This window comes from Pseudomonas sp. BF-R-26 (genome assembly GCF_019947395.1).
Lineage (GTDB): Bacteria > Pseudomonadota > Gammaproteobacteria > Pseudomonadales > Pseudomonadaceae > Aquipseudomonas > Aquipseudomonas farris.
Genome location: NZ_JAGYGK010000020.1, coordinates 87343 through 108562 on the forward strand (window position 1 = coordinate 87343; position 21220 = coordinate 108562).

At 58.6% G+C, this 21220-nt stretch carries 18 protein-coding genes; 10 read left to right on the forward strand and 8 right to left on the reverse strand.

Annotated features, from left to right (window positions below; all coding sequences use genetic code 11):
* Nucleotides 1-8 precede the first annotated feature (8 nt).
* Nucleotides 9-284, reverse strand: a complete 276-nt coding sequence (gene rpmA / locus KGB18_RS26170) for a 50S ribosomal protein L27 (RefSeq protein WP_007901871.1) — start codon at nt 282-284, stop codon at nt 9-11.
* Nucleotides 285-319: 35 nt separating this feature from the next.
* Nucleotides 320-634: a 50S ribosomal protein L21 gene (gene rplU, locus KGB18_RS26175; protein WP_007901869.1), complete on the reverse strand. Its 315-nt coding sequence runs from the start codon at nt 632-634 to the stop codon at nt 320-322.
* Nucleotides 635-874: 240 nt separating this feature from the next.
* On the opposite strand from rplU, the gene KGB18_RS26180 reads away from it, so the two are divergent.
* From KGB18_RS26180 to KGB18_RS26190, 3 genes are all read left to right on the forward strand, one after another.
* Nucleotides 875-1843, forward strand: a complete 969-nt coding sequence (locus KGB18_RS26180; protein ID WP_038981482.1) for a polyprenyl synthetase family protein — start codon at nt 875-877, stop codon at nt 1841-1843.
* Nucleotides 1844-2059: 216 nt separating this feature from the next.
* Entirely contained in the window at nt 2060-2401 is a 342-nt protein-coding gene (locus KGB18_RS26185) for a zinc ribbon domain-containing protein YjdM (RefSeq protein ID WP_007901863.1), read from the forward strand.
* A 206-nt stretch (nt 2402-2607) separates the two neighbouring features.
* On the forward strand, nt 2608-2865 hold the full coding sequence (locus KGB18_RS26190) for a hypothetical protein (RefSeq protein ID WP_123721392.1): 258 nt from the start codon (nt 2608-2610) through the stop codon (nt 2863-2865).
* A gap of 130 nt (nt 2866-2995) precedes the next feature.
* Here KGB18_RS26190 and KGB18_RS26195 read toward each other — a convergent pair whose 3' ends face one another.
* The 3 genes from KGB18_RS26195 to KGB18_RS26205 all read right to left on the reverse strand — a co-directional run bounded on the left by KGB18_RS26195 (nt 2996) and on the right by KGB18_RS26205 (nt 4738).
* Nucleotides 2996-3613 (reverse strand): FKBP-type peptidyl-prolyl cis-trans isomerase, encoded by a 618-nt coding sequence (locus KGB18_RS26195; RefSeq protein ID WP_007901858.1) that lies wholly within the window; start codon nt 3611-3613, stop codon nt 2996-2998.
* A gap of 130 nt (nt 3614-3743) precedes the next feature.
* The gene (locus KGB18_RS26200; protein ID WP_052967582.1) at nt 3744-4040 is read right to left on the reverse strand and encodes a DUF6482 family protein; all 297 of its coding nucleotides are present in this window, start codon (nt 4038-4040) and stop codon (nt 3744-3746) included.
* A 209-nt stretch (nt 4041-4249) separates the two neighbouring features.
* Nucleotides 4250-4738 carry a TIGR00645 family protein gene (locus KGB18_RS26205; protein ID WP_007901849.1) on the reverse strand — a complete coding sequence of 163 codons (489 nt, stop codon included), beginning with the start codon at nt 4736-4738 and terminating at the stop codon, nt 4250-4252.
* 160 nt (nt 4739-4898) lie between these two features.
* Between KGB18_RS26205 and KGB18_RS26210 the strand changes: the two genes are divergently transcribed.
* Nucleotides 4899-6728 (forward strand): hypothetical protein, encoded by a 1830-nt coding sequence (locus tag KGB18_RS26210; protein ID WP_223570726.1) that lies wholly within the window; start codon nt 4899-4901, stop codon nt 6726-6728.
* 5 nt (nt 6729-6733) lie between these two features.
* Here the strand turns inward: KGB18_RS26210 and KGB18_RS26215 are convergent, their stop codons facing one another.
* Together KGB18_RS26215 and KGB18_RS26220 are read right to left on the reverse strand one after the other, a co-directional pair.
* Nucleotides 6734-7075 (reverse strand): hypothetical protein, encoded by a 342-nt coding sequence (locus KGB18_RS26215; protein ID WP_007901845.1) that lies wholly within the window; start codon nt 7073-7075, stop codon nt 6734-6736.
* Nucleotides 7076-7379: 304 nt separating this feature from the next.
* Entirely contained in the window at nt 7380-9818 is a 2439-nt protein-coding gene (locus KGB18_RS26220; RefSeq protein WP_201062107.1) for a Lon protease family protein, read from the reverse strand.
* A 265-nt stretch (nt 9819-10083) separates the two neighbouring features.
* On the opposite strand from KGB18_RS26220, the gene KGB18_RS26225 reads away from it, so the two are divergent.
* The 4 genes from KGB18_RS26225 to KGB18_RS26240 all read left to right on the forward strand — a co-directional run bounded on the left by KGB18_RS26225 (nt 10084) and on the right by KGB18_RS26240 (nt 13628).
* The gene (locus KGB18_RS26225; RefSeq protein ID WP_052963614.1) at nt 10084-10572 is read left to right on the forward strand and encodes a DUF3015 domain-containing protein; all 489 of its coding nucleotides are present in this window, start codon (nt 10084-10086) and stop codon (nt 10570-10572) included.
* A 105-nt stretch (nt 10573-10677) separates the two neighbouring features.
* Complete coding sequence (locus KGB18_RS26230) at nt 10678-12531, forward strand: DUF4105 domain-containing protein (RefSeq protein WP_223570727.1); 1854 nt, start codon at nt 10678-10680, stop codon at nt 12529-12531.
* A 175-nt stretch (nt 12532-12706) separates the two neighbouring features.
* Complete coding sequence (locus tag KGB18_RS26235; RefSeq protein ID WP_008008678.1) at nt 12707-13063, forward strand: hypothetical protein; 357 nt, start codon at nt 12707-12709, stop codon at nt 13061-13063.
* A 70-nt stretch (nt 13064-13133) separates the two neighbouring features.
* Nucleotides 13134-13628, forward strand: a complete 495-nt coding sequence (locus tag KGB18_RS26240) for a GreA/GreB family elongation factor (protein WP_123721387.1) — start codon at nt 13134-13136, stop codon at nt 13626-13628.
* A gap of 186 nt (nt 13629-13814) precedes the next feature.
* On the opposite strand, the gene ettA is transcribed toward KGB18_RS26240, so the two are convergent.
* On the reverse strand, nt 13815-15479 hold the full coding sequence (gene ettA, locus KGB18_RS26245; protein WP_123721386.1) for an energy-dependent translational throttle protein EttA: 1665 nt from the start codon (nt 15477-15479) through the stop codon (nt 13815-13817).
* A 286-nt stretch (nt 15480-15765) separates the two neighbouring features.
* Here ettA and KGB18_RS26250 point away from each other — a divergent pair, with 286 nt between their 5' ends.
* Together KGB18_RS26250 and glyA are read left to right on the forward strand one after the other, a co-directional pair.
* Entirely contained in the window at nt 15766-19614 is a 3849-nt protein-coding gene (locus KGB18_RS26250) for a bifunctional diguanylate cyclase/phosphodiesterase (protein ID WP_123721385.1), read from the forward strand.
* A gap of 248 nt (nt 19615-19862) precedes the next feature.
* Entirely contained in the window at nt 19863-21116 is a 1254-nt protein-coding gene (gene glyA / locus KGB18_RS26255; protein ID WP_123721384.1) for a serine hydroxymethyltransferase, read from the forward strand.
* Nucleotides 21117-21220: the final 104 nt, after the last annotated feature.

Sequence of the window (21220 nt, forward strand, 5' to 3'; positions counted from 1 at the left end):
CTACGTAATTATGCCGCGACGACGTCAGTCTTCGGGACAATGCTTACGTAACGACGACCGAAGGCGCCTTTTACTTCGAACTTGATCACGCCGTCGATTTTAGCGAACAGAGTGTGATCTTTGCCCATGCCAACGCCGTAGCCAGCGTGGAATTGGGTGCCGCGCTGACGCACGATGATGTTGCCCGGAATGATAACCTGGCCGCCATACATCTTCACGCCAAGGCGTTTGGCTTCTGAGTCGCGACCGTTACGGGTACTACCACCAGCTTTTTTGTGTGCCATGAGTTCAATTCTCCTAGTGAGGAATTAGGCTGAAATTAAGCCTGAATACCGGTGATTTTGATCTCGGTGTACCACTGGCGGTGGCCCATACGCTTCATGTGGTGCTTACGGCGACGGAACTTGATGATGCGGACTTTATCGTGACGACCTTGGGAGATCACTTCAGCCACAACGGTAGCGCCAGGAACAACTGGAGCGCCGATATTCACGTCGTCGCCATTGGCAACCAACAGAACGCGATCAAAAGTAACGGATTCGCCGGTAGCGATTTCCAGTTTTTCGATCTTCAGGTATTCACCTGGAGCAACTTTGTACTGCTTGCCACCAGTAACGATTACTGCATAAGACATGGTATTTCTCCGATAATCCTGCTCACCCAGCTCTTTATAAGAAGAGGTATTGGCTGGCATGGCTGCATAAGGCTGGAAGGCCTGTTTGCAATTGCGTAAGGCAGGTGCTGCCCAGGAAGTTCAGGGTGCGCGATTGTACGCAAGCTGCCGAGGCGATGCAAGAGGCTGTCCATCGTGCCTTGACAGGCCCGGACGTGGGTCCTAGCATGCCGCGCAACCCTTCTGGAGCAACTGTCGCTGATGCAACCCCAAGCTTTCTACCGCGCGGTGGCGGACGATTTTAGCGCCGTCGACGGCATCATCAAGAAACAGCTGACTTCCCGAGTGCCGCTGGTATCGAAAATCGGCGACTACATTACCTCGGCTGGCGGTAAACGCCTGCGCCCGTTGCTCGTGCTGCTGTGCGGCAAGGCACTGGGCCGCGAAGGCGATGACCTGCGCCTGTTGGCTGCGACCATCGAGTTCCTGCACACCGCCACCCTGCTGCACGACGACGTCGTCGACATGTCCGGCATGCGCCGAGGCCGCTCGACCGCCAACGCCATGTGGGGCAACGCACCGAGCGTGCTGGTGGGCGACTTCCTGTATTCGCGTTCTTTCGAAATGATGGTCGAACTGGGCTCCATGCCGGTGATGAAAATCCTTTCGCAAGCCACGCGCATCATCGCTGAAGGCGAAGTGTTGCAGCTGTCGAAGGTCCGCGACGCCAGCACCACCGAAGAAACCTACATGGAAGTCATCCGCGGCAAAACCGCGATGCTCTTCGAAGCCTCGACTCACAGTGCCGCGGCCCTGGCCGGTGCCTCGCCGGAACAGAGCGAAGCGCTGCGCACCTTTGGCGATCACCTGGGGGTAGCCTTCCAATTGGTGGACGACCTGCTGGATTACCGCGGCGACGCCGAAACCCTGGGCAAGAACGTCGGCGACGATCTGGCCGAAGGCAAACCGACTCTGCCGCTGATCTACACCATGCGCGAAGGCACTCCGGAGCAGGCCGCACTGGTTCGTCAGGCGATCCAGAAAGGTGGCATCGAAGATCTGGAACGCATTCGCGAGGCCGTTGAAGCTTCCGGCTCGCTGGACTACACCGCGCAACTGGCCCGCGACTACGTGGCCCGTGCGATCAAGTGCCTCGACGCCCTGCCCGCCAGCGAATACCGCGATGCATTGGTGGAATTGAGCGAGTTTGCGGTCGCCCGCACGCACTAACTTGTGGCGAGGGGGCTTGCCCCCGTTCGGCTGCGAAGCAGTCGTAAACCCATTGCATGCGGTTTATCTTTGAAATACAGGGCCGCTTCGCAACCCAACGGGGGCAAGCCCCCTCGCCACGGGTCGCCCCCACAGGTCTATCAGCGTCCTGCCCGCTCCCGCCTAAAACCCTATATAATGTGCGCTTTTTAGCCATCCTGAATCCAAGGAGCTTTAGTGAGCACGTTGCCACCCTGCCCGAAATGCAATTCCGAATACACCTACGAAGACGGCGCACAGCTGATCTGCCCGGAGTGCGCCCACGAGTGGTCCGCCAGTGGCGAAGCCGAAGTGGCCTCCGATGACACCGTGAAAAAGGATTCGGTCGGCAATGTCCTGCAGGACGGCGATACCATCACCGTGATCAAGGACCTCAAGGTCAAAGGCACGTCGCTGGTGGTCAAGGTCGGTACCAAGGTCAAGAACATCCGCCTGTGCGACGGCGACCACGACATCGACTGCAAGATCGATGGCATTGGTCCGATGAAACTCAAATCCGAGTTCGTCAGAAAAGTCTGAACCTGCTGTATTCCATCCCGCGCCCGGCGTGGGATGGTGCTTTGCCCTTCCCCGCATCACCCAGCATTCGCGCGCAGTAGCCAAACGCCAGTCGTTTTGATGCTCAGCAATTTCCCTGCAGAAAAAAACACAAACCGCCAATAGACCCTTGCTATTTGATGAATAAGAATTATTCTCATTGAAACCCATCAATGGAGATGAGACCCATGACTTATTTGATCGATGCCTGGCTGGACCGCCCACACCCCTACCTCAGGATCCTGCATCGGGAAACCGGGGAAGTCTGTGCGGTGCTTGAAGAAGAAGCCTTGAACGAGCTACAGGATCAGGGTGATCTGGACGTCAACGGCTTAAGTTCCAGCGAGCCGGTGGTGCTCAAGGAACTGGTACGCAATCTGTTTCTGTTCTGCTATGCCCGGGCATTGCGCCCGACCAACGATCTGAACCATAAGATCGAACTATGAGACAACGCAAAAAACTGTGGGAGCGAGCCTGCTCGCGATGGCATCACCTCGGTTTCACAGAAAAACCGAGTTGACTGCATCGCGAGCAGGCTCGCTCCCACATTAGCCCGTCATAACGACAGGCCGGGCATTACAGAACGTCGAGCAGTTCGACGTCGAATACCAGTACGCTGTGCGGCGGAATGCTGCCAACGCCTTGAGCGCCGTAAGCCAGTTCGCTCGGCACGTACAGACGCCATTTGCTGCCGGCGTTCATCAGTTGCAGGGCTTCGGTCCAGCCAGCGATGACGCCGCCAACCGGGAATTCTGCAGGCTGACCGCGATCGTAGGAGCTGTCGAACACAGTGCCGTCAATCAGGGTGCCGTGGTAGTGAGTACGCACTTGATCTTCACGGGTTGGCTTGGCGCCTTCACCTTGAGTCAGCACTTCGAATTGCAGGCCGGAAGCCAGAGTGGTGATGCCTTCGCGCTTGGCGTTTTCAGCCAGGAAAGCCAGGCCTTCGCCAGCAGCGGCTTCAGCCTTGGCTGCAGCTTCGGCTTGCATGATTTCGCGGATCACCTTGAAGCTGGCAGACATTTCTTCCTGACCCACACGGCTTGGCTTGCCGGCGAACGCGTCGGTCAGGCCAGCCAGGATTGCGTCCAGGCTAACGCCCGGTGGCGGGTTGTCACGCAGCTGGTCGCCCAACTGACGGCCAATGCCGTAGCTGACGCGGGTTTCGTCGGTGGACAGATTTACTTCGGACATGACACTGCTCCGCTGTGCGGACGGCCCTGGAACTTGCCGTGCGTGCACAGCGCGTCCCGGAACGCGCCCGGAATCAAAAGGGCGAGCAGACTAGCACAGATGCCGTCGTTGATGAGCGGCGCCAGCGCTGTCACACAGAACGGAAGGTGATCGGTACTTTCAGGCTTTCCTCGGTGCTGGCACCGCACATTTCGTCATGGACCGACGCATGCATAACGTTGAACGACAACTTGGGAAAGGCATGAAGCATGTCACGCGCATGCTCGACCGAGCGCAGATGCATTATTTCGCCGTGGGTATCGCGCAATGGATACGCCGAACCATGCATACGAGCCTCCAGCACGTAGATCACGCCATCTACCGAGATCAGGTTCAGCTCATCGACCTTTCCGGCGATGGCATACGCATTCAACTCTTGCAGGTTCATGAACGCACCTCACGCAGTGGCGAGCCAGGATCTCTACATGGATATGCCTCGACGGGCCAAAGTACAAGCTACAAGCGACACCGCCCGTCTGTTTTGGCAACTCTGTGGGAGCGTGGCTTGCCCGCGAAGAGGTCGTGTCAGTCGACATAAGTGTTTGTCTGTTATGCCGCCTTCGCGGGCAAGCCTCGCTCCTACAAGTGCTATGCAGATCAGTGCTTGGTCAGCTTGTCCAGATAGCCCATGGCAAACGCCGACACCACGAAGGTCATGTGAATGACCACGTACCACTTCAAATGCTCGGGATCGACGTTCTTGGCGTCCATGAAGATCCGTAGTAGGTGGATCGACGAAATCGCCACGATGGAAGCCGCGACCTTCATCTTCAACGAAGACGAATCCATGGTACCCAGCCAGTTGAGCTTTTCCTTGCTGTCGTCGATATCCAGCTGAGAAACGAAGTTCTCGTAACCGGAGATCATCACCATCACCAGCAAGCCGCCCACCAGCGCCATGTCGATCAGCGACAGCAGGACCAGAATCAGATCCGACTCGGCCATCGAGAACACGTTAGGAATGACGTGGAAGACTTCCTGGAAGAATTTCAGTGCCAACGCCAGCAAGCCCAGAGACAAACCGAAATAGATCGGCGCCAGTAACCAGCGGGAGGCGTACATTGCATTTTCGATAAAGCGTTCCATTGAATCTCACACAAGGGGCTGGAAATGGCAGCGAGTATAACAGCCACCTGTTACACCCAGAAACCGCCGGAAAATCCGCAACCTGCGTGTGTGTGACAAAGTTTTTCTGCTAGTGTCCAGATCATTGAACGGTCAGCGACGTCGGACAGGAAAACTGGAAATGGATGTGCGATTGCCTTTAACGAGTGCCGGACTTTGCCTCACGTTACTGCTGGGTGGTTGTTCACCCAGCGATGAGAAACGTCAGGTCAGCCTCGAAGAAAAGATCGCACAGTTCGAACAGTCCCTGGAGACGATCGAGGACCCCAAACTCAAGGATGCCGTGGCCGAGCTAGGCGGTTCGCTGTTATTACTCGAGCGCGCGCAACTGAAGCTCGACACCAAACCAGTAGTCACCGAATACGGCGAAGACGCCCTCGCCGTGCTCAAGCACTACCCCACGCCCCAGGTGCTGGTCGACACCTACATCAACGGTCTGTTTGTGCTGCACAAGGAGTCCAGCTCGGATTACCTGACCGACCTGCAGCCGGTATTCCCCTTCAACTTCAACATTCCGGGCGCGTTCCTTTTTCCTCATGGCCTGGAATGGCAATCGGTGACCCTGAGCAACAAGCGCGTCATCCCGTTCCAGCCGGAATGGTCGGAAACCGATCCCGGCATTCAGCTGAGCCCGTCGAGCTCCAACCTGACCAACCCCGATGATTTGACGGTGACCTACCCCTTCATCGAAGGCCTGGATGTGGATAAGACGAGCCAACCACAACCGGTGAGCCTGCAAGGCAAGGTGGAAGTCATCGCCCCGCGCCGGCTCTACAACTTCGACCTGACGAAAAAGGACGTCGGCCAGACTCGCACTATCGACAATCTCAACGTCACCTTATTGAAACTGGGCAATAACTACGCCGAAATCGAATTCAATAACAGCGCGCCGCTGGCCCCCGAGGTACGCGACATATCACTCAACCCATTGATCGTTCAGGCCAGGGACGCCACCGGGCAATTCATCTCTCGCTCAGGGGCGATCAACGAAACCGCCGCGCAAATTGCGTTTTATCAAAAACAACTGACACAGATGCAACAGCAGAAGGCCTGGAGCGAAGCGTTCGAAAAACAGCTCGATGACGAGCAGCGTGCGTTTGAAAAGCAACAAACCCGGCATTACACCAAGGTCTACTTCAACGGACCGATCGACACCGTCGAAGTCAGCCTGCTGGACTTCTCGGCGGTTACGGTGACCCACAAGGACCTGAACCTGCCGATACGCCGCTTCGATCCGCACACCACGGAAAAAACCATCCAGCCACTGACCTTGCCGGTGGTGGTGTATGACGACCAGGCCGTGACCTGGCTCAAAGGCGCAACGCTGGGCGAGGAACAACTGAAAAAAAGCATCAGTATCAGTCAGTCGGTGGATGACCCGAGTGCCGCGCGCATCGAATTCGATCACCCCAGAAGCTTCAATGACGAGCTTCTCGGCACCTCTTTCAATCCCGGCGAAAGCCCGGTGACGTTCTTTACCCAAGACCGCAACGGCCAGCGCGATGGGCCGATAGAGCTGCCGCCGGAGGCGTATCAGGTCGATCCGATACGCGGCGCCATCACCTATGATCTGAACCTGTTTCCGGAAACACCGGCCTACGCCGTGGGCTCCATGCCGCAGTTCCTGGCGACTGTCGACCAGCAAATGTACGACGCTCGCCAATTGCCCAAAGGCCTTGAGCTCAAAGGGAATGCGCTGGTGGTGGATTTGAAGCTGTTTCCAGCCCAGGACTGGCGTTTTTTCGCCAAGGACGACAGTGGCAACTATTTGAAGGAGATTCTTTCGGTCAGTCACGACGCCAGCGCGCAAGGCCCGGCGTTATTTGCAGTGCATTACTTCTATGGCCAGCCCACACGTCTGGAAACTTATCAGCGAACCAACCTCACCACTGTGCAATATGGGTTCGAGGTCAAACTCGACAAGGCTGAGCCAGACAACCTTGATCAATAGTCTGTTCAGTGCTCGGGTCGAAACTCGGGACCGCTAAGGTTGCGGTAACGACCGCCATTGATCTCTCGCAACTGGGCTTGCAGATGCAGGCACCAGATTTGCGGGTCGTCGGCCAGCTCGTAGCCATGCAAGGTCAGACTTTCAACAATAGTGTCGAGGATCGATTCAGCCACGACAGGCCCACGAAACGGGCCTTGGGCTTTGATGGCAGAAGGCTGCTCGCCGGCCATTCCGGCGGCGAAGAGTAAGGTCCACATGCCCGTATCTCCCGCCAGCGGGCGGATAGCACATTCGATACGGGTCACAAGACCCAGGCATTGACGGGTGAGGCAGAGGTTGCGCGACATGGCGGCGACCCTCGGTAGATCCGGTCTTCAGCCTCCACGGGAAGGCTGTCTCGATCCAGTGATTACTGTCGATATCCTTGAGCAGATAATAGAAGAAAAGTCTGGTTCGCACGCGAACCAAGACCAGAAGGTGCCGAGTGGTCACTGTGTGAATATTGACGCCATTTTGACGGCGCTTTTTTTATTTTGCATTGAACACAAACCCTGTGGAAGCGGGCTTGCTCGCGAAGGCGGCATAACAGTCGACATGAATGTTGAATGTTAGTCAGTCTTCGCGAGCAAGCCCGCTCCCACATGGGGGGCGTCAGGCCGGCTTGATTTCCAGCATTGCTTCCTGCGCCAACTCCTTTTCGGCTTCCTTGAGATCTTCCTCGCTGATCATTTCCGCGATCACCCGCAAGCGTTCCACTACCCGCGCATTGATGCTGCCTTCAGGGAATTCGCCATTCTCATTCGGCGCACCGGCCGGCTCGCCGACCAACAGGCTCAGGGCCTCGTCGGCCTGGCGCACTGCGTAGACATGGAACTGCCCTGCCCGCACCGCCGCCAGTACCTTCTCGTCGAGCATTAGCGTGGCGACGTTGGCCTGAGGAATGATCGCCCCTTGCTCCCCCGTCAGACCACGGGCTTCGCAGAGTCGGAAGAAACCTTCGATCTTCTCGTTGACCCCACCCACCGCCTGCACTTCACCGAACTGATTGATCGAACCGGTAATCGCAAAGCACTGCTTGAGCGGGGTTTTCGACAAGGCCGAGATCAGCGTGCACGCCTCACCCAGAGACGCGCTGTCGCCGTCGACATAACCGTAGGACTGCTCCAGGGCGATGCTCGCGGAAATCGCCAGCGGGAATTCCTGGGCATAACGGCTGCCCAGATACCCGGTGAGGATCATCACGCCTTTGGAGTGGATCGGCTGGCCGAGGTTGACCTCGCGCTCGATGTCGACGATGCCGCTACCACCTGGATAAACCGTGGCGGAAATCCGCGCCGGTATCCCGAAGGCCGAATCACCGACTTCCAATACCGTCAGCCCGTTGCACTTGCCGACAGCTGCGCCATCGGTGTCGATCAGAATGATCCCGGCCAGCATGTCATCGAGAATCCGTGCCGAAACGCGCCCGGTGCGGGTCGCCTTGGCCTTGAGTGCACGCTCGATGTGCCCGGCGTCGGTCATGTCGTCACCCGCCAGATCGCGAATGAAATCCGCCTCGCTGACCAGTTGGAACAAATCGCCGATCCGCGCCGACAGACGCCCCTGATGTTCTGCCAGACGCGCGCTGTAAGTCGCCAGACGCGCCACCGCATCGGCGGTCAGCGGCGCCATGCCTTCCTCGGACGTACGGGTTTTGAGCAACTGGGCGAACTGCTCCAGACTCTCGTCGACCATCGGGATGTCTTCGTCGAAATCCACCAGGACACGGAACATCTCCTGGAAGTCCGGATCGAGGTCTTGCAACGTGTAGTAGAGCTGCCGGGCACCGATGATGACGACTTTGACCTGCAACGGAATGTGTTGCGGTGACAGCGTCACGGTGGCCAGACGGCCCAACTCACCCAGCGGCGATTCCATTTTCAGCTTGCGCGATTGCAAGGCGCGCTTGAGCGCATCCCACACGAACGGCTCACTGAGCATTTTTTCCGCCTCGAGGATCAGGAAACCGCCGTTGGCCCGGTGCAACGCACCCGGTCGCAGCTGTCGATAGGTGGTGTAGAGCGCGCCCTGATCGGTGCTGTATTCGATGCGGCCGAACAGGTTGTCGTAGGTCGGGTGCGGCTCGAACACCACGGGCGCGCCGCCGTTGGCCGGATGACCGACCACCAGACTCGGGGCGTATTGCTCTTCGAGCATTTTACGGGCGATGGCGTCGGTCTTGCCGTCGTCCACCAGTTGCTCGACCACCGTCTTGAGCAGGTAAACCTGCATCGCTTGCAGGTAACCGCAAACGCCTGCGTTTTCCGCGTACTTTTCCGACAGCGGCGCGAGCAATGGCTGCAAGGCCAGGGTGATGGTTTCTTCGTTGAGCTGACGCAGTTGATTGCTCGACTCGCGCTTCCATTGCGGCAGGCTGGCGAGTTCTTCGTTCAGCCGCTCTTCCAGCCCGGAAATGTCGTCATGAAAGCGTTCGCGCTCGGCTTCCGGCAACTGGGCGAACTCAGCCTCATCCAGGGCCTTGCCTTCACTCATCGGCGTGAAAGCGATGTTGCTGCTGTCGCGGTAGAGCGCGACCTCTTTCTCCAGCGCCAGACGCTCGATCACATCCAGTGCACGGTCATATCGCTGGTTGAAAGCGCGGTCGATGGCGCTTTTCTTCTGCTGATAGGACGGGTGCTCGAACACGGCCGGAAAGGTCGCCAGCAGGTTGTCGATCAAGCCGTTGATATCACCGATGAAAGCACCGGCGGTGCCCGACGGCAACTCCAACGCACGAGGCTCGCGCGGTTCATCGAAATTATTGACGTAGACCCAGTCCGCCGGGGTCTGCAGGCGTTTGCCTTCGGCCTTGAGGTAGCGTTTGACGAACGAAAACCGGCCGGTGCCGGGCTCACCCATGACAAATACGTTGTAACCGGGGCGTGGCATGGCCACACCGAACTGCAAGGCTTCGACCGCGCGTTCCTGGCCAAGCACACCGCGGAAGGGCTCCAGATCATTGGTGGTAGAGAAGCTGAACTGTTCAGCGGAAAACGGACGGGTCAGCGCTTCAGGCGCTAGACGCAAGCTGGCAGCAACAGGATCAGGCATCGGGCTTCCTTACATCAGGCGGGGCAGATAGCGGCATTCTGGCGCTGCCTGTACCTCACTGGCAAGGCGCGCGCTTAGACAAAGCGCCAACCCCGGGCCGAGCAGCTCAAAATCAATGTTTTCAACGAATGTTTCGCAAAAAGTAACGGAACCCCCGGAACGTGCCTAAACTCCAAACTGCGCGGCTGGAACGAATAACCGGCCCACTGGCACCATTAGGGGCCAGCACCCTGTCCATTGGTATGCACACAAAGAGAACATAGCTATGAAACGGATTCTTCTCGGTACTCTCTTCACCGCTGTATCCCTCAACGCCATGGCACAGGCGCCAGGCGGTCCGGACTGCGGTTGGGGCAACATGCTGTTCGAAGGTCAGCGTGGCACCCCGGCACACTTCCTGGCATCCACCACCAACGGCACTTCCGGTAACGCAACGTTCGGTATGACCTCCGGCACCAACGGTTGCTCGACCAACGCGTCGCTGACCTATGGCGGCAAATCCTGGATCGCCATGAATGGCATGATGAACGAGCTGTCCGAAGACATGGCTAAAGGTCAGGGCGAAGCGCTGACCACTTACGCCGTGGTACTGGGCGTGGCGCCGGAAGACCGTGCGCACTTCGCCGCTGTGACTCATCAGCACTTCCAGCAGATCTTCAGCAAAGCTGACGTGACCGCTGATGACGTGCATACCAACACCCTGGCCGTGCTGAAAAGCGACCCTCGTCTGGCCAAGTACGCTACTCAAGCTTAAGCTCGACCGGCCCGCTCTCTTTGGGGAGCGGGTTTTATTTTTTGAACCTGGCCCTTTTGGCCTGCCCCTTCGGGTCTTTGTTTCTTTCGGCTTAAGTTGCTCACTATGTTCAAACGCCTTGCCTGGCTGGCGCTCTGTGTCTGCGCCCCGCTGTCCGCCGCGCCACATATCGACAATCAACGTTTGCAGCAACTGGCCAACGACCCCTTCTGGATTTCCCTGGGGCATTACGAAACCGCCAAGCTCGGTGGCTGGCGTAGCTATGTCAGCGACAAGAAATTCTTTCTCGCCCCCGATGGCAACGAACACCCCGACCGCGAACTGGCGGCGACCGTGCAGGCACTGTATGCCCCGGCCAGTGCCGGCGAGCAGCATGCACAATGCGTCTATCCGGCCCGCACCCGCTGGCTCAAGGCGCAACTTGAGCTGAACGGTCTGCCAACACCTGACTGTGCTGAGTTCAAGCAATGGTTCAAGGATGTTTCGCCCCACAGCGCGGTGATGATTTTCCCGGCGGCCTACCTGAACAGCCCATCGTCGATGTTTGGCCACACCTTGCTGCGTATCGATCAGGCCAATGTGCAGAGCGACAAGACGTCGCTGCTCAGTTACGCGATCAACTTCGGCGCCTACATCGAAGGTTCGGACAACAGCATTCTGTACGCCTGGAAAGGTTTGATGGGCGGCTATCCAGGGCTGTTTGCGCTGGTGCCGTATCAGGAAAAACTCTCGGAATACCGCAGCCTCGAGAACCGCGACCTGTGGGAATACCGCCTGAACCTGACCCAGCAGGAAACCGAGCGCATGGTCGAGCACGTCTGGGAACTCAAGCAGATCCAGTTCGACTACTTCTTCTTCGACGAAAACTGCTCCTACCGCCTGCTTGAACTGCTGCAAGTAGCGCGGCCGAGCCTGCATTTGACCGAGCAATTCCCGTTGACCGCAATCCCTACCGACACGGTCAAAGCGGTGAAAGAAGCCGGGCTGGTGGAATCGATCGAGTATCGCCCGTCCCGTGAGCGTGAACTGCTAAGCCGTGCCGAGCCATTAACCTCCGAAGAGCAGGAGTGGGTGCTGAAAGTCAGCGCCGATCAGAAGCAATTACAGACCCCGGCGTTCAAGGCTCTACCTCGCGACCGTCAGGCGTTGATCATCGATGCGGCTTATCGTCTGGAGCGTTATCGTGCCAATGGTCAGGAGCGTGACCCGCAACGGGCTCAACGCAGTTTCGAATTGCTACGCGCAATCAATCAAAACCCGCCCCCGGAGCTGGAAATTCCGCAACCTGGCTTGCCCGAGGACGGTCACGAATCCCGCACCTGGCAAGCCGGCATCGGCACCCGGGGCGATCGCGCATTCGGCGAATATGGCCTGCGGATGGCCTATCACGATCTGAATGACAACATGGAAAGCTTCCCCCTCGGTGCGCAGATCGAAATTCTGCAGATGAAGCTGCGCCAATACGAAGGCAATGACTGGCAGTTGCAGCAACTGGATCTGGCGACTATCCGCTCGCTGACGCCTCGCAATGAATTGTTGCAGCCGCTGTCATGGCAAGTCACCGGCGGCCTGGAGCGCGTACCGGGCAAGCATGATGACGAAACCCTGGTCAGCCATGTCAACGGCGGTGGCGGTGGAACCTGGCAACTGGGTGACGACATGCTCGGTTTCGCCTTGGGCACCGTGCGTGTGGAGCATAACAATGACTTCGCGGGCTTCATCGCTCCGGCGGCGGGCTTCAACAGCGGCCTGCTGTGGAAAAACCCGCTGGGTAACTTCAGCCTGGAAGCCAAGGGCGATTACTTCACCAATGGCGAGGTGCGCCGGAGTGTGAGCCTGAATCAGCAATGGGAATTGTCGCGCAATCTGGGGGTGCGCCTGAGTGCCCAGCGTGAATTCAGCCACCTGGCTTCGCCCGAAAACGAAGTGATGCTTGAGGTGAAGTGGTATCACTATTGATCGTTGCTTAACCGCAAAAGATCGCAGCCTTCGGCAGCTCCTACAGGACCGCATATAACCGCGCTTTTGTAGGAGCTGCCGAAGGCTGCGATCTTTTGATCTTTCTTTCACTCCCAGCTGACAAATCCGCTTCTAGACTTCCCTTATAGGCCGTTGAACGGTCCAGGAGTCCGAGATGTGGCGTTGCGTGGGTGTGTTGGGGTTGTTGGTAGTGATCACGGGGTGCCAGTCGACCCACGAGGATCTGATCGCCAAGGGCTATCCGCCGGCGTTCGCTGATGGCTTCGATGACGGTTGCATCAGTGGCCGGCAAGCCGCCGGGGCGATCACCGGCGAGTTTCGCAAAAATGTCCCGCGTTACCTCAAGGACAAGCAATACGCCGAAGGCTGGACTGATGGCTTCCGTCAGTGCCAGGCCATGCGTGAAAACGAGGATCGTAACGAGTACAAGGACCGCCATTGGGACGAGCGCGAACGGGCCTGGCAACAAGAGAAAGACAGGGACGCCGCGCGAGCCTATCGCTCGCAATAAGTCGTTTACAGACATTCGTCGAAACTTAAAGCCTGCGACCATGGCCCAAACCCTATAACGGGAGAACAGCATGAGTCGCGCCTTCGTCAATGAAGATAACGCCGCCGCGCAAGCCGATCAGCCAGTCGAACGGCAGGTCAGCGCGCAGCCCAATTACGTCACGCCAGTGGGCCTGGCGCAGCTTCAGGCGAAAGTCGCCGAACTGCAAAAACTGCTTGATGAGGAAAGCGCCAAAGGCGAGCTGGCCGACAAGCAGCGCCAGGCTGACCTCGATCGCGACTGGCGCTACTTCAAGCAGCGCTTGCAAAGCGCCCAAGTGGTCGCACAGGCCTCCTCGGCCGATAAAGTGCAGATCGGCAACTGGGTGACCTTTGCCGACGAACACGATCATGAGCAACGCGTGCAATTGGTCGGAGAAGACCAGGCGGATGCCGCCCATGGCTTGATCAATTGGAGCTCGCCGCTGGGGCGGGCGTTGCTCGGGGCGCAGGTGGGCGATGAAGTGTTGTGGAAGCGACCGGCGGGGGATTTGGTGATTGAGGTGTTGGCAATAGAGGCCGGGTAAGTTCGATGACGTCGCGATCTCGCCTGTAGGAGCTGTCGAGTGAAACGAGGCTGCGATCTTTTCAGGCCCGCTCCAATCCCAAGCGGAAGATCAAAAGATCGCAGCCTCGTTTCACTCGACAGCTCCTACAGAAAAACAAAAAACGGAGCCCCGAAGGCTCCGTTTTTTTATCCTGCCAACCTGAAATCAGGCCAGTTTCTTGTGCCGTACGCGGTGCGGCTGGGAAGCCGCTTCGCCGAGGCGTTTCTTGCGATCGGCTTCGTACTCGGTGTAGTTGCCTTCGAAGAACACCGCTTGCGAGTCGTCTTCGTACGCCAGGATGTGAGTCGCGACGCGGTCAAGGAACCACCGATCGTGAGAGATCACAATGGCGGCGCCCGGGAAGTCCAGCAAGGCTTCTTCCAGGGAACGCAGGGTTTCAACGTCGAGGTCGTTGGAAGGTTCGTCGAGCAGCAGGACGTTGCCGCCCTCTTTCAGGGTCAGGGCCAGGTGCAAGCGACCACGCTCACCACCAGACAGGTCCTTGACGAACTTCTGCTGATCGCCGCCCTTGAAGTTGAAGCGACCAACGTAGGTGCGCGACGGGATCTCGTAGTTGCCGATGCGAATCTGATCGGAACCGTCGGAGATCTGCTGGAACACAGTCTTGCTGCCATCCAGGTCTTCACGGCTCTGATCGACGCACGCCAGTTGCACGGTTTCGCCGACTTCGATGGAACCCGAATCCGGTGTTTCCTTGCCCATCAGCATGCGGAACAGGGTCGATTTACCGGCACCGTTACCGCCGATCACGCCAACAATGGCGCCTTTAGGCATGGAGAACGACAGGTTGTCGATCAACACGCGATCGCCGTAGCCCTTGCTGACGTTCTTGAACTCGATGACCTTATCACCCAGGCGCGGACCGGCCGGGATGTAGATCTCGTTGGTTTCGCTGCGCTTCTGGAATTCCTGCGATTGCATTTCTTCGAAGCGTTGCAGACGAGCCTTGGATTTGGACTGGCGGGCCTTGGCGCCTTTGCGCACCCACTCCAGCTCTTCCTTCATGGCCTTTTCGTGAGCCGATTGCTGCTTGGATTCGGCCGCCAGACGATCGGACTTGGCTTCGAGCCAACCCGAATAGTTGCCCTCGTACGGGATACCGGCGCCGCGGTCGAGCTCGAGGATCCAGCCGGCGACGTTGTCCAGGAAGTAACGGTCGTGCGTGATCGCAACCACGGTGCCCGGGAAATCGTGCAGGAAGTGCTCCAGCCAGGCGACAGAATCGGCGTCCAGGTGGTTGGTTGGTTCGTCGAGCAGCAGCATGTCTGGTGCAGACAGCAGCAGGCGGCACAGGGCCACACGACGCTTTTCACCACCGGACAGGAATTCGACCTTGGCATCCCACGCTGGCAGACGCAGCGCATCGGCGGCGACTTCCAGTTGGCGATCCAGATTGTGACCGTCGCTGGCTTGCAGGATGGATTCAAGCTTGGCCTGTTCGGCGGCCAGCTTGTCGAAGTCTGCATCCGGTTCAGCGTAGGCCGCGTAAACCTCGTCCAGGCGCGCCTGAGCGTCCTTGATCACGCTGACCGCTTCCTCGACCACTTCACGAACGGTTTTGGTCGGATCCAGGATCGGTTCTTGCGGCAGGTAGCCAATGTTCAGGTCCGGCATCGGACGGGCTTCACCGTCGAACTCGGTATCGACGCCAGCCATGATTTTCAGCAGCGTGGACTTACCCGAACCGTTGAGACCGAGTACGCCGATTTTGGCGCCAGGGAAGAACGACAGCGAAATGTTTTTCAGGATTTCCCGCTTCGGCGGAACAACTTTGCCCAGCCGATGCATGGTGAAGACGTATTGAGCCATGGAGAACCTTGGGTCAGTGACTGATGAATGATTGGAGCGCAGGCGATGCCCGGCCAGGCCATGCGCGTCGTTCGTTTGATGGGTATCAAAGCGTGCGCGCTGAAAAAAACCTGATTCTAGGAGCTGGAACGCTCCCGCGTAACCGGCAAAGCTACCTTATTGACAGGAGGCAGTCCAGCCGAGCGGGACTGGCACTTAGCCACAACTCAAGGCATGCTAGCCGCGCTTCGGGCGTCCGGCTTATAGTGCACGTCGCGCCAGTCCAGCCAAACCGCAGGATTACAGTTTGTCTAATGTCTCTCCGCCATCGTCCGTGAGCGCACTCAATCCTGCGACCGGCTCGCCCCTGCGCGGGACCTTGAAGGGCGCGCTGGCGACCCTTGTACTGTTGCTGCTCGCACTGCTGTTCTGGCAGCTGCTGGATCAGCTTCGCGAAACCCAGAAAAACCAGCGCCAATACACCATCGACTACTCCGCCGATCTGGCTTCGCAAGTCAGCCTCAACATGGCACTCAATGCCCAGATCGCCCTTAATCTGCTACCGATCATCGAACAACCACAAAGCCCCGACGAACAGCAGGCGTTGCTGCGCAAACTGCGGCAATCGCTGCCCGATCTGCGCAGCCTGGCGCTGCTCAGTCCCTCCGGAAAAATCCTCAGCGACAGTGCCGCCGACAGCCCGGACGCCCATTACCTGAGCGAACTGGTGCAGCGCAGCCGTGCCCAGGCCCACTATTTCAGCAATGCCGATGACGGTTCGGTGGTGCACCTGCTCCTGCATCAGGCCAGCGGCAGCAGCCGCGGCTATTGGGTCCTGCGCCTGACGCCAACGTTTTTCTCCTCACTGACCAAACAGGGCGAGGTCGGCATCCGCCCCCAGTGGCTGGTGGAGAACCGCATCAATCATCAAATCATCAGCCGCGATGACGCCCAGCCCTCGGCCAAACCAGCCGTGCTGACAGCAGACGAACTGGCCAACAGCGTGCTGACAGTCCCCCTGAGCAGCAGCGATTGGCAACTGCGCGGGCTGTTCGACCGGCAACGGGTGATCGAACAATTGTTGCCGGCGTTCATCGGCAAATGCTTGCTGGGTCTGGCCCTCTCCTTGTTGCCGTTCATCGCTCTGCTGAACATTCGTCGCCGTCAACGCCAATTGCATGAGGGCCGTCGACGCTATCAGGACATTTTCGAAGGCACCGGCGTTGCGCTGTGCGTGCTCGACCTGTCCGGGCTCAAAAGTTTTTTCGACAAGGCTCAACTCAGCAGCAGCGAGCAGTTGAAGGCCTGGCTCGAGACACCGGAGCAACGCCAGCAACTGCTGCAGGAACTGCGCATCACCGAGGTCAACCAGGTCGCCCTGCAATTGCTCAACGTCAATTCCTGCGATCAAGCCTGGAAACTGCTGATCGACGGCTGCCCATTGGACTGCACGGCCGTCGGCAATCAAGTGCTCGAAGCAGTGCTCCATCAACAGAAACAGCTTGAGCTGGAAATCAAACTCCAGGACGCCAATGGCCGCGACCAACATTTGTGGCTGGTGCTGCGTCTGCCGGAAGATCAGGCCGACTACAAGGCCGTGATCTTGAGCATCAGCGACATCACCAGTCGCAAGCTCGTCGAATTGTCGCTGCTGGAGCGTGAAGGGTTCTGGTCCGACGTGGTGCGCACCGTACCGGATCATCTGTATGTGCAGGATGTGGTCAGCCAGCGGATGATCTTCAGCAACCATCACCTGGGGCAAACACTGGGTTACAACCGCACCGAACTGCACCAGATGGGCGAGTATTTCTGGGAAATCCTCTTGAACCCCGAGGATGCCGACTACTACCACCGATCACGCCAGTCCCAACGTCACGCGGGTTACACCCAACTGATGCAATGCCAGCTGCGTTTCCGCCATCGCGATGGTAAATGGCGGCGCTTCGACATTCGCGAACAGGCCCTGGCACGGGACAAACACGATCAGGTCACGCGCATCATCGGCGTGGCCAAGGACATCACCGAGCAGATCGAAGCCAGCGAGTCCCTGCGCGACAGTGAGCAGCGCTACCGGATGCTCGCCGAAAGCATCAGCGACGTGATTTTCTCCACCGACAGCAAGATGGCGCTCAACTACGTCAGCCCCTCGGTGCAAGCCGTGCTGGGCTTCGACGCCGACTGGATATTCCAGAACGGCTGGCAATCGACCATCGCCAACCCGCAACAACTGACCGGCATCTACAGCCTGATGGACCGGGTCAGCAAAGCGCTGGATAAACCCGAACAACTGGCGCTGCTGCGCAGTCAGGTGCAGACCCAGCTGTTTCTGTTCGACTGCCTGCGGGCCGACGGACGCAAGATCCCTATCGAGTTGCGTCTGGTGCTGGTCTGGGACGAACACGGCGCCTTCGAAGGTGTGCTCGGGGTCGGCCGCGACATCAGCCAGCAACGTCGAGCCGAGAAAGACCTGCGCATGGCGGCTACGGTATTCGAGCACTCGACCTCGGCGATTCTGATCACTGACCCGGCGGGCTACATCGTCCAGGCCAACGAGGCTTTCAGTCGCGTCAGCGGCTATGCGGTGGCCCAGGTCCTCGACCAGTTGCCGAACATGCTCACCGTCGACGAGCAGCAGGAAGCCCATCTGCGCTATGTGCTCAAGCAATTGCATCAACACAGCACTTGGGAAGGCGAAGTCTGGCTCAAGCGACGCAATGGCGAGCATTACCCGGCCTGGGTCGGGATTACCGCGGTGCTTGACGATGAAGGCGATCTGGCCAGCTACGTGTGTTTCTTCAGCGACATCAGCGAGCGCAAGGCCAGTGAGCAACGGATTCACCGCCTCGCCTATTACGACGCCCTGACCCACCTTCCCAACCGCACGCTGTTCCAGGATCGTCTGCACACCGCGCTGCAATCGGCTGAGCGGCAGAAGTCCTGGGTGGTGTTGATGTTCCTCGACCTCGACCGTTTCAAACCGATCAACGACTCCCTGGGCCACGCCGCCGGCGACCGCATGCTCAAGGAAATGGCCACGCGCCTGCTCGGTTGCGTCGACGATGACGACACCGTGGCGCGCATGGGCGGCGATGAGTTCACGTTGCTGCTGCAACCGAGGGTCAACCGGGAGATCGCGCTGAACCGGGCGATTCATGTGGCCGAACAGATCCTCGCCAGTCTGGTGAAACCGTTCGTGCTGGAAGGCCGCGAGTTCTTTGTCACTGCCAGTATCGGCATCGCCCTGAGCCCTCAGGACGGCAGCGAACTCAGTCAGCTGATGAAGAACGCCGACACCGCGATGTACCACGCCAAGGAGCGCGGCAAGAACAACTTCCAGTTCTATCAGGCCGACATGAACGCCAGCGCCCTGGAGCGTCTGGAGCTGGAAAGCGACTTGCGTCATGCCCTGGAGCAAAACGAATTCGTGCTGTACTACCAGCCGCAATTCAGCGGCGACGGCAAACGCCTGACCGGTGCCGAAGCCCTGCTGCGCTGGCGCCACCCGCGACGCGGCCTGGTGCCGCCGGGAGATTTCATTCCGGTGCTCGAAGAGCTCGGGCTGGTGGTGGATGTCGGTGACTGGGTGATCAGCGAAGCCTGCCGTCAGCTCAAGGCCTGGCACCAGGCCAAGGTGCGGGTGCCGAAGGTCTCGGTGAATATCTCGGCCCGGCAGTTCTCCGACGGGCAGCTCGGCACGCGGATCGCCACCATCCTCAAGGAAACCGGCCTGCCGCCGGCGTGCCTGGAGCTGGAGTTGACTGAAAGTATCCTGATGCGCGAAGTCAGCGAGGCGATGCAGATCCTCGCCGGGTTGAAAAACCTCGGTCTGAGCATTGCGGTCGATGACTTCGGCACCGGTTATTCATCGCTCAACTACCTCAAGCAATTCCCGATCGACGTGCTGAAAATCGACCGCACCTTCGTCGATGGCCTGCCCTCGGGTGAACAGGATGCGCAAATTGCCCGGGCGATCATCGCCATGGCCCACAGCCTGAATCTGGCGGTGATCGCCGAAGGCGTGGAAACCCACGAGCAACTCGACTTCCTGCGTGAGCACGGTTGCGATGAGGTTCAGGGGTATCTGTTTGGCCGGCCAATGCCGGCGAGTCGGTTTGAGGCGCAGTTCAGCAATGATGCGTTGTTCATGTTTGACTGAAGCTATGTGGTGAGGCTGCAGGCCTCATCGCGGGCAAGCCCGCTCCCACAGGGATTTGCGGATAATCAGATATCTTTGGCTGACACCGACTCTTGTGGGAGCTGGCTTGCCTGCGATGAGGCCCGTACAGGCACCGCATATCTGGTCATGAAGCCCACTTGTCTGCGACATGATGTCCTTTCATATGCCATCTAAAACCCATTGGGTTAGAATGCCTCCCTTTTCTGCCCCGATCCTTGAGGACCGCCATGTTCAGCCGTGATTTGACTATTGCCAAGTACGACGCCGACCTTTTTGCCGCCATGGAGCAAGAAGCTCAGCGCCAGGAAGAACACATTGAGCTGATCGCTTCGGAAAACTACACCAGCCCTGCGGTGATGGAAGCTCAAGGCTCGGTACTGACCAACAAGTACGCCGAAGGTTACCCAGGCAAGCGCTACTACGGTGGTTGCGAGTTCGTCGACATTGTTGAGCAGCTTGCAATTGATCGAGCAAAAGAACTGTTCGGCGCCGATTACGCCAACGTTCAGCCACACGCCGGTTCCCAAGCCAACAGCGCCGTTTACCTGGCCCTGCTGCAAGCGGGCGACACCATCCTGGGCATGAGCCTGGCCCACGGCGGTCACTTGACCCACGGTGCCAGCGTTTCGTCCTCCGGCAAGCTGTACAACGCTGTTCAGTACGGCATCGATGCCAACGGCCTGATCGACTACGACGAAGTCGAGCGTCTGGCGGTTGAGCACAAGCCAAAAATGATCGTGGCCGGTTTCTCTGCCTACTCGCAGATCCTCGACTTCCCGCGTTTCCGCGAAATCGCTGACAAAGTCGGTGCCTACCTGTTTGTCGACATGGCTCACGTGGCCGGTCTGGTCGCCGCTGGCGTCTACCCGAACCCGGTTCCATTCGCTGACGTCGTGACCACCACCACGCACAAGACCCTGCGCGGTCCACGTGGCGGCCTGATCCTGGCTCGCGCCAACGCCGACATCGAGAAGAAGCTGAACTCCGCGGTATTCCCGGGCGCCCAGGGTGGCCCGCTGGAGCACGTGATCGCTGCCAAGGCGATCTGCTTCAAGGAAGCGCTGCAGCCTGAGTTCAAGATCTACCAACAACAAGTGGTGAAAAACGCCCAGGCCATGGCCGGCGTGTTCATCGAGCGCGGTTTCGACGTGGTGTCGGGCGGTACTCAGAACCACCTGTTCCTGCTGTCGCTGATCAAGCAGGAGATCTCCGGTAAAGACGCCGACGCCGCACTGGGCAAAGCGTTCATCACCGTGAACAAGAACTCTGTACCGAACGATCCACGCTCCCCGTTCGTCACCTCCGGTCTGCGTTTCGGTACTCCGGCTGTGACCACTCGCGGCTTCAAGGAAGCTGAGTGCAAAGAGCTGGCCGGCTGGATCTGCGACATCCTGGCGGACCTGAACAACGAAGCGGTGATCGACGCCGTTCGTGAGAAGGTCAAGGCCATCTGCAAGAAGCTGCCGGTATACGGCGCTTAATTGTCCCGCTAAACCGCAGCAATGAAAAAACCGGCCAGTGATGGCCGGTTTTTTTTTCGTCCGCCATAAAGGCTGCGATCTTTTGATTTTCAACGGGATCAGCT